This window comes from Pseudomonas helmanticensis, from assembly GCF_900182985.1.
GTDB classification, from domain to species: domain Bacteria; phylum Pseudomonadota; class Gammaproteobacteria; order Pseudomonadales; family Pseudomonadaceae; genus Aquipseudomonas; species Aquipseudomonas helmanticensis.
In genome coordinates this window covers 4014670-4027029 of sequence record NZ_FXUY01000001.1, presented here as the reverse complement: position 1 = coordinate 4027029, position 12360 = coordinate 4014670, and the positions used below count along the sequence as shown (strand labels likewise).

At 61.2% G+C, this 12360-nt stretch carries 12 protein-coding genes; 3 read left to right on the top strand and 9 right to left on the bottom strand.

The window, feature by feature from the left end:
• Positions 1 to 10 precede the first annotated feature (10 nt).
• From QOL84_RS17985 to QOL84_RS17970, 4 genes are all read right to left on the bottom strand, one after another.
• Positions 11 to 493, bottom strand: a complete 483-nt coding sequence (locus QOL84_RS17985) for a glycine zipper domain-containing protein (RefSeq protein WP_129387636.1) — start codon at positions 491 to 493, stop codon at positions 11 to 13.
• Between the two features lie 290 nt (positions 494 to 783).
• Positions 784 to 3132: an FdhF/YdeP family oxidoreductase gene (locus QOL84_RS17980; RefSeq protein WP_283438055.1), complete on the bottom strand. Its 2349-nt coding sequence runs from the start codon at positions 3130 to 3132 to the stop codon at positions 784 to 786.
• Positions 3129 to 3968, bottom strand: coding sequence for a formate dehydrogenase accessory sulfurtransferase FdhD (gene fdhD, locus QOL84_RS17975; protein WP_283438054.1), 840 nt, complete (start codon positions 3966 to 3968; stop codon positions 3129 to 3131). The genes QOL84_RS17980 and fdhD overlap by 4 nt, the downstream gene beginning before the upstream one ends.
• Before the next feature lie 92 nt (positions 3969 to 4060).
• The gene (locus tag QOL84_RS17970) at positions 4061 to 4948 is read right to left on the bottom strand and encodes a LysR family transcriptional regulator (protein ID WP_129387644.1); all 888 of its coding nucleotides are present in this window, start codon (positions 4946 to 4948) and stop codon (positions 4061 to 4063) included.
• A gap of 140 nt (positions 4949 to 5088) precedes the next feature.
• On the opposite strand from QOL84_RS17970, the gene lysM reads away from it, so the two are divergent.
• A complete protein-coding gene (gene lysM / locus QOL84_RS17965) occupies positions 5089 to 5538 on the top strand; it encodes a peptidoglycan-binding protein LysM (protein WP_283438053.1) in 450 nt (149 codons plus the stop codon).
• Positions 5539 to 5630: 92 nt separating this feature from the next.
• On the opposite strand, the gene yrfG is transcribed toward lysM, so the two are convergent.
• Entirely contained in the window at positions 5631 to 6293 is a 663-nt protein-coding gene (gene yrfG, locus QOL84_RS17960; protein WP_283438052.1) for a GMP/IMP nucleotidase, read from the bottom strand.
• An 88-nt stretch (positions 6294 to 6381) separates the two neighbouring features.
• Here yrfG and nudE point away from each other — a divergent pair, with 88 nt between their 5' ends.
• A complete protein-coding gene (gene nudE / locus QOL84_RS17955; protein ID WP_129387654.1) occupies positions 6382 to 6948 on the top strand; it encodes an ADP compounds hydrolase NudE in 567 nt (188 codons plus the stop codon).
• An 11-nt stretch (positions 6949 to 6959) separates the two neighbouring features.
• Positions 6960 to 7787 carry a 3'(2'),5'-bisphosphate nucleotidase CysQ gene (cysQ, locus tag QOL84_RS17950; RefSeq protein ID WP_283438051.1) on the top strand — a complete coding sequence of 276 codons (828 nt, stop codon included), beginning with the start codon at positions 6960 to 6962 and terminating at the stop codon, positions 7785 to 7787.
• 201 nt (positions 7788 to 7988) lie between these two features.
• Here the strand turns inward: cysQ and QOL84_RS17945 are convergent, their stop codons facing one another.
• From QOL84_RS17945 to rfbC, 4 genes are read right to left on the bottom strand one after another with little or no spacing between them, the layout of a single operon-like run.
• Positions 7989 to 8444 (bottom strand): YiiD C-terminal domain-containing protein, encoded by a 456-nt coding sequence (locus QOL84_RS17945; RefSeq protein ID WP_283438050.1) that lies wholly within the window; start codon positions 8442 to 8444, stop codon positions 7989 to 7991.
• Entirely contained in the window at positions 8441 to 9826 is a 1386-nt protein-coding gene (locus tag QOL84_RS17940) for a sigma-54-dependent transcriptional regulator (RefSeq protein ID WP_283438049.1), read from the bottom strand. The genes QOL84_RS17945 and QOL84_RS17940 overlap by 4 nt, the downstream gene beginning before the upstream one ends.
• A complete protein-coding gene (locus QOL84_RS17935; RefSeq protein ID WP_129387663.1) occupies positions 9823 to 11631 on the bottom strand; it encodes a sensor histidine kinase in 1809 nt (602 codons plus the stop codon). The genes QOL84_RS17940 and QOL84_RS17935 overlap by 4 nt, the downstream gene beginning before the upstream one ends.
• 42 nt (positions 11632 to 11673) lie before the next feature.
• On the bottom strand, positions 11674 to 12219 hold the full coding sequence (rfbC, locus tag QOL84_RS17930) for a dTDP-4-dehydrorhamnose 3,5-epimerase (protein ID WP_283438048.1): 546 nt from the start codon (positions 12217 to 12219) through the stop codon (positions 11674 to 11676).
• Positions 12220 to 12360: the final 141 nt, after the last annotated feature.

Sequence of the window (12360 nt, the reverse complement as noted above, 5' to 3'; positions counted from 1 at the left end):
GATTCAGCAATCAGCGGTGGCGATAGTAGTTGTGATGCTTGCGATGGCCATAGGCGTGGCCACGACCACGGTGGTCGTCGCGGTAGTAGCGACGGTTATCACGACCGCGATCGTAATGACGATCATCGTCATTGCTCTTGTTGCCCATGTAGTTGCCCAGCGCGCCACCGGCGCCGCCACCTGCTGCGGCACCGATCAGGCTGCCGGTGGTGCCGCCCATGCTGCGGCCAACCACGTTACCGCCGGCTGCGCCCAATGCGCCGCCAATGGCCGCTTCGCCACGGCTGTGTTTGTTGGCGCCGACTGCGCTACCACCCGCGCCGCCCAAGGCTGCGCCAATGGTTGAACCTGTGCTGCCGCCTAAAGACTGACCGACGACCGAGCCAAGAACCCCGCCCAATGCGCCGCCCACACCTGCTTCGGTGGTGCCGCCTGCAGACGCAAAACCACTGACCAGGCCAAGGGACAACAAGAGAATCTGGGAGAACTTCATAGAGGAGCCTCAAAGGGATGACGGCGCCGATCCTGAGGCTGTGTAACAAGCGTGACAATCGAAATCCGACGAATAGCACGACTTGTATACAATTTCGCAAGTTGCTGTTTTATATGCGGAACTTAACCGATTTTCGCCGGTCTTTAGCTACTTCGGACAGGCCGCTTTTGTGAAAAAGCGGCCTTTTTTGTGGGCGTTTGTAAGGCAAAAGCGAAAAGATCGCAGCCTTCGGCAGCTCCTACCGGGATCGGTGCAGGAGCTGCCGAAGGCTGCGATCTTTTGACCTTGGCTTAAGCAGACTTGGCCATGATCAAACCAGTCTCGCTCGCCGCTTCCAACCGAATCGCAATGAACTTCGATGTCGGCGTATGGCTGCCATCCCCGGTGCTTTCCAACGGCACCAGCGGATTCACTTCCGGGTAGTAAGCCGCGGCTTGCCCCGCCGGAATATCAAACGCCAGCAAGGTGAAGCCTTTCACCCGACGCTCACGGCCATCGTCCCACAGCGAGACGATGTCAGCCTTCTGCCCCGGACGGAAACCCAGGCGAATGATGTCGGCCTCGTTGGCGAACAACACATCACGCTGACCTTTGACGCCACGATAGCGATCGTCCAGCCCATAAATCGTCGTGTTGTACTGATCGTGGGAGCGCATCGATTGCAGGATCAGGTCCGGCAGTTGCCCGGTGGCGCGGGTGCGTTCGTGCACCAGATCCTTGGGCAGCAGGTTCGCACGGAAATTGGCGCGGCCCGAAGGGGTGTTCCACTTGCGTGCGCCGGCGCTGTTACCCAGATAGAACCCACCCGGGTTCTTGACCTTTTCGGCGAAGTCCTTGAAGCCCGGAATGGTGTCGGCGATCAGCTCGCGAATGCGCCCGTAATCGGCTACCAGCCAGTTCCAGTCCACCGGTTTGCTGCCCAGTGTCGCGGCCGCGATGCCGGCGATGATCGACGGCTCCGAACGCATCTGGTTCGACAGCGGCTGCAACTGGCCGTTGGAGGCGTGAACCATGCTGAACGAGTCTTCGACAGTGACGGCTTGCGCGCCTTCAGTCTGGATATCGATGTCGGTACGACCGAGGCACGGCAGGATCAGCGCGTCTTTACCGTGAGCCAGGTGGCTGCGGTTGAGCTTGGTGCTGATCTGCACCGTCAGGTCGCAATTACTCAGTGCTTCAAACGTGCGCGGGCTGTCCGGTGTGGCCTGGGCAAAGTTGCCACCCAGACCGATGAAGACCTTGGCGCGGCCCTCGGCCATCGCATGGATCGCCTCGACCACGTTGTGGCCATTGTGGCGCGGCACCTTGAACTGGAAGCGACGCTCCAGCGAATCGAGGAACGCTACCGGCGGACGCTCGTTGATGCCCATCGTCCGGTCGCCCTGCACGTTACTGTGACCGCGCACCGGGCACAGGCCCGCGCCCGGTCTGCCGATGTTGCCGCGCAGCAACATCAGGTTGGCGATTTCCTGGATGGTCGGTACCGAATGGCGATGCTGGGTAATGCCCATCGCCCAGCACATGATCACGTTCTTGCCTTTGGCGTACATCCGCGCGGCTTGCTCGATCTCGACGAGCGTCAGGCCGGACTGCGCGACAATCTGCTCCCACGGTGTGTCGTCGACGACGCCGAGGTACTCCAGCACATTGGCGCTGTGTTCATTGAGGAAGTCGTGATCAAACACCGCCGGCGCGCCAGCCTTCTGCGCATCGCGTTCCCATTGCAGGAGGAACTTGGCCATGCCGCGCAGCACCGCCATGTCGCCGCCAAGTGCCGGGCGGAAATACGCGGTGTTGGTCGGCTTGTCGCCGTTGGTGAGCATTTCGATCGGGTGCTGCGGGTGCTGGAAGCGCTCCAGGCCGCGTTCTTTCAGCGGATTTACGCACACCACTTGGGCGCCGCGCTTTACCGCTTCACGCAGCGGCTCAAGCATCCGCGGGTGGTTGGTGCCGGGGTTCTGGCCCCAGACGAAAATTGCATCGGCGTGTTCGAAGTCGTCGAAGGTCACAGTGCCTTTACCGACACCAACGCTTTGCGCCAGTGCAACACCGCTGGCCTCGTGGCACATGTTCGAGCAGTCAGGGAAGTTGTTGGTACCAAAGGCGCGGACGAACAGTTGGTACAGGTACGCCGCTTCGTTACTGGCGCGACCCGAGGTGTAGAACTCGGCCAGGTCCGGGCTCGGCAGGCTTTGCAGGTGCCGGGCGATCAACGCGTAGGCATCCTCCCAACTGATCGGTTTGTAGCGATCGGTTTCGGCGTCGTAGACCATCGGCTCGGTCAGGCGACCCTGATATTCCAGCCAGTAGTCGCTCTGCTCCAGCAGCGAGGTCACGCTGTGCTTGGCGAAGAACTTGGCATCGACGCGACGCTTGGTCGCCTCCCAGTTCACCGCTTTCGCGCCGTTCTCGCAGAACTTGACCATGCCGCTTTCCGGCGAATCGCCCCACGCGCAACCCGGGCAGTCGAAGCCGCCGTTCTGGTTGGTCTTGAGCATCATGCGCAGGTTTTTCAGGGCGTTGTCGCTGGTCAACCAGGCCTGGGCCACACTGATCAGGGCACCCCAGCCGCCGGCGGCGCCTTTGTAAGGCTTGTAGCGCGGGACAGGTTTCTGGTCGGCTTGATGATGTTGGCTCACGCTTGATTCTCCATCGCGGGGCTATACACCCGCGGCGCACTTTTCTGCGGCAGGTGGATGAGATTGAGGTTGTGTCGACGGGCCCATTGCACGGCAAGGCCCGTGGGCGCAGACAGGCTGACCAGGGTCTGGATGCCGGCGCGCAAGACTTTCTGGATCAATTCGAGACTGCAACGGCTGGTGACAATCGCCAGTCCGCCCTCTGTGGATATCTTTTGCCGGATCAGCCCGCCGATCAGTTTGTCGAGGGCGTTGTGCCGGCCAATGTCTTCGCGCCCGAGCAGCAACTCGCCGCTGGCATCCATGAACACGGCGGCGTGTACCGCGCCGCAGTACTGGCCTAAAGGTTGAAACGCACTGATGCGCTGGCGCAGGCCGTCGAGCCATGCGATCGGTGGCAACGGCGCACCGGCCAGGACTTTCAGATCAGGCAAGGCCTGCTCGACCGCTTCAACACCGCACAGTCCGCAACCGCTGGTGCCCGCCAATTGCCGGCGCTGCTGCTTGAGGTTCCAGAAGGCGCGATTGGCGATGGTCACTTGCGCGTATTGCGCAGAACCGGCGCCAGTCAATTGCAGGTCATAAATGTCGGTGGCGTCGATGATGATGCCGCTGCCGAGGCTGAAGCCGACGATGAAGTCTTCAAGGTCGGTCGGCGTCACCAGCATCACTGCCTGACTGATGCCGTTGTAGGCAATCGCCAACGCGACTTCCTCGGCCAGCGCGGTGCTGGCCGATTCTTCGCGGGGTAGATCGCTGTAACTGTAAGTCTGGCTGGCGGCTGGCGCAGGCGTTTCGAGTGCAGGCGCCGCGCAGGCTGGGCGCTTGGCGTTCATGGCATCACCGACGGATTGATCAACGTTAAGACTAGGCGCGGCAAGATGTCGCGTCTAATCGCTACTGTCGATCTATCGATAGATGCCGTCGATCAAGAAGCCATTGGCGATTCCCGATACAACGCGAAACAGGCCTCGGCCAACGCTGAACGCGGGGCGCCGCGACGCATGATCAAGCCAAGCGGGGCAAGGGTCCGGGCGTTTTCGAGCGGTTGCAGGCGCAGGTGATCGGTTAATTTTTCGAGGCCGCCGTCGAGCGGCATGATCGCGCAGCAAAAGCCGCCGTGCACAGCTTGTAACAATTGATGGACGGCATCGGTTTGCAGCAACGGCTGCGGGCTCAGGCCACGGCTGTGGAAGTTATGGTCGATGGACTGCCGAAAATGCATGCCGCTGGTGAGCATGCCCAGCGGCAGTTCAATCAGCGATTCCCAGCTCAACGGCGCTTCGCCGAAGGTAAAAGTGCGCTGGTCGTAAAGCAGGCCCATGCGCGTTTCGCTGAAAGCCAGCGATTCGAAGCGCTCATTGTCCAGGCGATCCAGGTAGGACACGCCAAGGTCGATGCGGTTGTTTGCCAGGTGCTCAAGAATTTGCTCGGAGCTTAGAGCCGACATTTCGAAACGCAGGTTCGGGTGCGCAGCATGCAGGCGTTGCATCAGTGGCAGCGGATCGAAGCTCGACAGCGGCACCACGCCCAGCCGCAGCGTGCCGATGAGGTTACCGCGACAGGCCGCGGCTTCCGCGTGCAAGCCGTCATAAGCCGCCATCACCGACCGTGCCCACGCCAGCACGCGCTCGCCCGGTGCGGTAAAACCTTCGAAGCGCTGGCCACGGTTGACCAGTGGCAGATCGAGCTCTTCTTCGAGATTGCGCAGGCGCATCGACAGGGTTGGCTGAGTGATGTGGCAACGCGCGGCGGCCTGGCCGAAGTGGCGGGTTTCGTCGAGGGCGATGAGGAATTTCAGCTGCTTGATGTCCATCTTCGCTCCGAAGGGTTGTTGGCGGGGTGCGCGATTCTACCGCTTGGGCGGGGACAGGGTCATTGGTCGGCTTGGAACCGGGTTTGTCCGCGGTGGTCTAGGCTTGGACGACTGACCCTTTATTCCATGGAGAGAACACGATGAGCCTATTCAGCTTTATCAAAGATGCCGGTGAGAAAATCCTCGATGCACTGACGCCTGACAAGGCCCAGGCAAACGGTGAGGCGCTGACCAAGCACGTGCAGGACGCGTTGTCGGGGATTGATACCTCGAAGATTCAGGTAAAGGTCGAAGGCGAAAAAGTCATCGCCACCGGTGAAGCCTCGAGCCAGGAAGAGAAGGAAAAAATTCTTTTGGCGCTGGGTAACGTTGCAGGTGTCAGCGGTGTGGATGATCAGATCACCGTAAGCGGGCCGGTTGTCACTGCCGCGCAATTTGTCGTGGTCAAGTCGGGCGACACCCTCAGCGCGATTTCTCTGCGCGTGTATGGCGATGCCAACAAGTATCAGAAAATCTTCGACGCCAACAAACCACTGCTCAAGGATGTGAACAAAATCTATCCAGGCCAGACACTGCGTATCCCTGAATAAACCGCCCTATAGGAGCTGCCGCAGGCTGCGATCTTTTGATCTTGCGTTTTGAGGATCAAAAGATCGCAGCCTGCGGCAGCTCCTACAGTGGATCAGAGGTTGGCGATCAGGCTGCGGTAATCTTCGACGGCGGCAAACTCGGCGGTGTCCCTCGGTCCCTTGCGACTGTCCGGCTCCTTTACCGCCAACAAATGCGCTACGCCAAAATCTCGCGCACTGCGCAGAATCGGCAAGGTGTCGTCGATGAACAGGCTACGCGCCGGTTCAAAGCCGATATCCGCCTGCAAGGCATCCCAGAACTGCGGGTTCTCTTTCGGGTAGCCGTAATCGTGGGAGCTGATCAGCCGCTCGAAATACGGTGCCAGTTCAATTCGCTCAAGCTTCAGTGACAGCGAATCGCGATGTGCATTGGTGATCATGATCACCCGCTTGCCAGCGCGCTTGAGCGCCTCCAGAAAGGTATCAGCATCCGGACGCAAGGCAATCAGGTGCGCGGTTTCCTGTTTCAACTCGCGTACCGACAGCTTCAACTCGGCGCTCCAGAAATCCAGGCAGTACCACTGCAACTGGCCGGCATGGCGTTCGAACAGCGGCTGCAATTCCATCTCGGCCATGGCCCGGCTCACCCCGTGCAGCTCGGCGTAGCGCTGGGGCAGGTGTTCCAGCCAGAAATGATTGTCGAAGTGCAGATCCAGCAGCGTGCCGTCCATGTCGAGCAGAACGGTATCGATGTCGGACCACGGTAATGAAGGCATGGCAACGTCTCGAGCGGTAGAAAGATATCCGACGTAAACAATCGGGAAAGCCGCGTTATAGTAGCGCGTTCACGCCAAGGAGCTTTGCATGCGCCAGAAACCCACCGTACTTGCCCGCGAAATCGTCGCCACCAGTCGCCTGTTTTGCGTCGAAGAACTCAAGCTGCGTTTTTCCAATGGCGTGGAGCGCACCTACGAGCGTCTGGTTGGCAAGGGCGCGGGTTATGGCGCGGTGATGATCGTGGCGATGCTCGACGCTGAACACGCGGTGTTGATTGAGGAGTATTGCGGCGGCACCGACGAATACGAATTGTCTCTGCCCAAAGGCTTGATCGAGCCAGGTGAAGACGTGCTGGCGGCAGCCGAGCGTGAACTCAAGGAAGAGGCCGGGTTTGGCGCGCGGCAATTGGAACATCTGACCGAGCTGTCGCTGTCGCCCGGTTACATGAGCCAGAAAATTCAGGTGGTGTTGGCCACGGATTTGTATGAAGAGCGACTGGAGGGCGACGAGCCTGAGCCGATGCGGGTCGACAAGATCAACCTGCGTGACCTGTCGACGCTGGCGCAGAACCCGCAATTCTCCGAGGGCCGCGCACTGGCGGCGCTGTATCTGACCCGTGACCTGCTGAGCCAGCGTGGGTTCTTCCCGTCATGAGTGAGATGCCGATGAGTTTTCCCCATCCGTTGATGGCGCCAGTGGTTGAACTGGCATTGCAGGCTGGCGAGGCGATCCTGCCGTTCTGGCGCGCTGGCGTTGAAGTCACGGCCAAGGCCGATGACTCGCCGGTGACCGCAGCGGATCTGGCCGCGCACCACGTTATCGTTGCGGGGCTGACGGCGCTGGATCCGAGCATTCCGGTGTTGTCCGAAGAAGACGCCAACATTGCGCAGAGCGTACGTGCCGGTTGGCAGCGCTGGTGGCTGGTCGATCCGCTGGATGGCACCAAGGAGTTCATCAGCGGCAGTGAAGAATTTACCGTCAACATTGCGTTGATCGAGAATGGACGCGTGGTGTTTGGCGTGGTGTCGATGCCGACCAATGGTCGTTACTACGTCGGCGGGGCCGGACTTGGCGCCTGGCGGTGTGACCAGGGCGGCACGCCGGTTGCGATTCAGGTGCGTGATGTCCCGGGGCCGGGTGAGGCGTTTACCGTGGTTGCCAGCCGTCGGCATTCCAGTCCTGAACAAGAGCGCCTGCTGGCCGGGTTGAGTGCCAGCCTGGGCGAGTTGCAGTTGGCGAACATTGGCAGCTCGCTGAAGTTTTGCCTGTTGGCGGAAGGCGCGGCGGATTGTTATCCGCGCCTGGCGCCGACGTCGCAGTGGGACACGGCGGCGGCGCAGGGCGTGCTGGAAGGGGCGGGCGGTGAGGTGCTGGATTTGCGCGGTGAGGCGTTCTGCTATCCGGCGCGGGAATCGTTGCTGAACGAGTTCTTTTTGGCGCTGCCGGCGAAGGCGGCCTGGCGGCAAAGGTTGTTGGAGTTGGCCCGGGGTTAAGTGGGCTGATCGGCAATCGCCCTCACCCCAGCCCTCTCCCCCAGGAGAGGGAGCCGAGGGATATTGGAAAGCAGCGCTGACTTGGTCGAGGTTTGCTGAATCCATAATCGCTGCGATCTTTCAGGTCGATGTACAACGCAAGACACCTCGGTCAGTCCCCTCTCCCTCGGGGAGTGGGCTAGGGTGAGGGGTTGTTGATCTTCAGCGGTGCAAAACGTACTGCCCGGTAAATGTCACGGCGTCTTCTTCGCTGCCCTGATTGACGATCCGCGTATCGAGCGTCAACCGCGCCCGCCCATAACGCTGATACATCGCCAGAAACTTCTTCCACGCCTTCGCTTCAGGCGCCGGACAAATCGCCACGGCATCGCCGGTCACCGGCAGTGGATAACTGATCTGCCCTTCCTGAATCACAATGTGCCCGTCGGTGATGCCTTCTTCTTTCAGACGCAAATGCAACCAGCCCCAACCGGCCAGCACCGCGCCGCAGTAAAGGCTGCCGCCGAACATGGTGCTCTTGTGATTGACGTTGCGATCCAGCGGCAAATACAGGCTCAGCTGTTGTTCCCGCCAGTCGAGCACCTTGAGGCCCATGTCTCGAGTCAGGGGGATGTCGTGATGCAGGACCGATTCTAGATAGGCGCGGTTGTTGCTCATTCGTTTTCGTCCCCATGACTGCTGTCGCCGAAATTCAGGCCGTGCTTGCGCAGTTTGTCGTGCAGGGTCTTGCGCGGTACACCCAGAGCTTCGGCGAGGCTGCGCACCGAGCTGTGTGAGCGCGCCAGTTCAGCGGCGATCAATGACTTCTCGAAGTTTTCCACTTGCTCGCTGAGCCCGCCGTTAATGACTTCGACAGTGGTCACGCCGCTGCCTTCGACGGCATTGTTGTCCAGCGCCAACTCCAGACCGAGAGCGAAACGTTCGGCAGCATTTTGCAATTCGCGTACGTTGCCGGGCCAGGTGTGCCGCAGCAGCAAGGCACGCTGTGCCGGTTGCAGTTCATGCGGCGGCAAACCGTGGCGGGCACTGGCTTCATCGGCGTAATGCTGGAACAGCACCAGCGCATCTTCGCCACGTTCACGCAGCGGCGGAATGCGCAGCGGCGCGACATTGAGACGGTAATACAAGTCGGCGCGGAAGCGTCCCTGATCGGCGGCTTGGCGCAGGTCTTCCTTGGTCGCGGCGATGACGCGGATGTCCAGCGGGATCAGCTGATTGCCGCCCAAGCGTTCGACCACGCGTTCTTGCAGCATGCGCAGCAACTTCACCTGCACATCCATGCTCATGCTCTCGATTTCATCGAGAAACAATGTGCCGCCGTTGGCGAATTCGAATTTGCCGATTCGGCGTTTCTGCGCGCCGGTGAACGCGCCGGGCTCATGGCCGAACAGTTCGCTTTCCACCACCGACTCGGCCAGTGCGCCGGCGTTGATCGCCACGAACGGGCCGTTACGCCGGCTCGACAGATCATGCAGAGCGCGGGCGACGACCTCTTTGCCGGCCCCGGTTTCGCCGAGGATCAATACGTCAGCCTTGGTCGCCGCCAGTGCTCCGATCTGCTCGCGCAGGCGCAGCATCGGCGCTGAATGGCCGACCAGTCGCGCGCTCAGTTCGTTGCGATCACTCAAGGCCAGGCGCAGGCTGCGGTTATCCAATACCAATCGGCGCAAGGCCAAAGCGCGGCGCACGCTGTCGAGCAGAGCATCGCTGGCGAACGGTTTTTCGAGAAAGTCATAGGCACCGGCACGCATCGCCTGCACTGCCAGCGGCACGTCGCCATGGCCGGTGATCAGCAGCACCGGCAGCTCGGGATCCTGGGCATGCAATTCACTCAGCAACTCCAGGCCATCCATGCCCGGCATGCGGATGTCGCTGACCACTACGCCCGGCCAATCGCGCTCAAGTTGTGCGGCCAGACCCTTGGCTTCGGACAGCGGCAATATTTTCAGGCCGGCCAGATCCAGCGTCTGGCCGAGGGCCTGACGCAGGTGCGGATCGTCGTCGATCAACACCACCTGAATGCGATTGTCGATGGTCATGCACTTCGATCCTCGGACGGTTGCAGGCTGACCCCGGGCGCACCGGCGCGCAGCCGCAGGGTAATCAAGGCGCCGCCTTGCTTGTGGTTGGCGAACGACAGTTCACCGCCGAAGGCGCGCATCAGCGTTTCACAGATAGCCAGCCCCAGACCGAGGCCCTGGGTGCGGGTCTTGGTGGTGTAGAAGGGCTCGCTGGCGCGGCCGAGGGCTTCCATGCAAAACCCCGGGCCGTTGTCGCGAATGTACAGATTGACGCCCTCGGTGGTGGATTCGGCACTCAGCCAGAGTTTGCGCGGCGGGCCTTTCTCGGTCAGCGCATCGAGAGCGTTGGCCAACAGATTGCCGAGCACCTGGCGCAGGCGGGTTTCGCCGGCCTCGACCCATAGAGTGGCGGCCGGCAGGTCGCGAATCAGCTCGACTTCCATGCTGCGCCGACGTTTGGCCAGCAGCGCCAGGGCATCGTCCAGTGCCGGTTGCAGGGCGACGCTTTCCGGGGCATGGCGGTCGCGGCGGGCAAAGGCGCGCAGGTGGGCGATGATCGAGGCCATGCGTCCGGTCAGTTCGCTGATCAGCTTGAGATTGCCGCGCGCATCGTCGGTGCGCTGATGATCGAGCAATACTTCGGCGTTCTCGGCGTAACTGCGGATTGCCGCCAGCGGCTGATTGAGTTCGTGGCTGATGCTCGCCGACATCGTCCCCAGCGCCGACAGTTTACCGGCCTGGACCAGGTCGTCCTGCGCGCGGACAAGCTCTTGCTGCGCCTGCTCGCGTTCGAGCACTTCCTGCTTCAAGCGGCGGTTGAGGCCTTCAAGATCGCTGGTGCGTTCGGCGACCCGGCCTTCCAGTTCACGGCGCGCCTTGGCTTCAAACGCGATGCGCTCCAGATAGTGGCGGCGGCGCTGCATCATCAGGCCGAGCAACAGCATCACCACCAGCAACGCCGCGCCGCCGATGGCGACCACCGTGCGTACCGGGCGGTCAATCAGGGTGCGCGGGGCGAGAATGCTGACGCTCCAGCCTGTTTCGGCGATGTCGTGGGTCTGGATCAGCCACGCAGTTGGGCTGAGGTTCAGTGGCCGTGGCTCACGGGTCGGGTAAGGCTGGATCGCGGTGATGGCCGAGCGTTCGCTATCGCTCAACACTCGCGTCGAGCGAAAGCGCCATTCCGGGCGCGAGGTGAGAATGACCACGCCGTTGTGGTCGGTCACCAGCAGTTGTTCCGGGGTTTTGCCCCACAGGCTTTCGGTATGGTCGAGGTCGACCTTGATCACCAGCACGCCGATGATCTTTTCGCCATTGCGCACGGCGGCGGCGAAGAAGTAACCGCGTTTGGCCGACGTGGTGCCAAGCCCGAAAAAGCGCCCGAGGCGACCGGCCATGGCTTCGCTGAAATACGGGCGGAAGGAAAAGTTACGGCCGACGAAACTGTCGTGCTTGTCCCAGTTCGACGCGGCCAGCGTTTGCCCGCTGGTGTCCATCAGGTACATGACTTCGGCGCCGGTCTGCGCGGCGATGTTCTTCAGCAGGCGATTGGCGTTGCCTTGGGTCACGCCATCGTCAGGCGCGCCGAGCACCGCACGCAGGGCCGGCAGGTCGCCAAGAATTTGCGGCAGCACTTCGTAGCGGTGCAGGGTGCCCAGCAGGTTGGCGACGTAGAGGTCGAGGGTCTGGCGATTCTGCCCGGCCAGTTCGCTGCGGTAATAGCGCTCGGCCAGATGTTCCAGCGGCCATAGCAGCGGCGCCAGACACAGGGCCAGCAGGGCGAGACTGCGCCAGCGGGGCCTGCGGGGAAGGGTTGGTTTCATAAGCCGGATGCGCCTGTAGGGACAGGCGCATTATGCCTAGGCTCAGGCGAAGACGTCAGCGTCCTTGAACAGCGCTGCAACCTGATCCTTGGCGGACAGCTTCGGCGCCTCGTCCAGCTGCCAGTCGATGCCCAGATCCGGATCGTCCCAGCGAATGCTGCGCTCCGCCGACGGCGTGTAGTAATCAGTGGTCTTGTAGAGGAATTCGGCGAATTCGCTCAGCACCACGAAACCGTGGGCGAAGCCTTCCGGTACCCACAGTTGACGGTGGTTTTCCGCCGACAGGCGCACCGCCACCCATTTGCCGAAATGCGGCGAGCTACGACGAATGTCCACGGCAACATCAAGCACTTCGCCGACAGTCACGCGGACCAGTTTGCCCTGAGTGTTTTCCAGTTGGTAATGCAGGCCACGCAGCACGCCTTTTTGCGAGCGCGAATGGTTGTCCTGCACGAATTGCGTATCCAGGCCGGTCGCGTCCTGAAACGCCTTGGCATTGAAACTCTCGTAGAAGAAACCGCGCTCGTCACCGAAAACCTTTGGTTCGATGATCAGAACACCGGGCAGATCGGTGGTGATTACATTCATGAGGATTTCCAAAGATAAGTGTGAATAGCCGACATTCTTGCGCAAAGTGCCGGAGGGCGCGAGTGTTCGAATGTAAATAGCGGCTACCCGTGTCACGACGGTTAGGGGTTGCGCATCCTTGGAAGCAATGGCGATATAGGC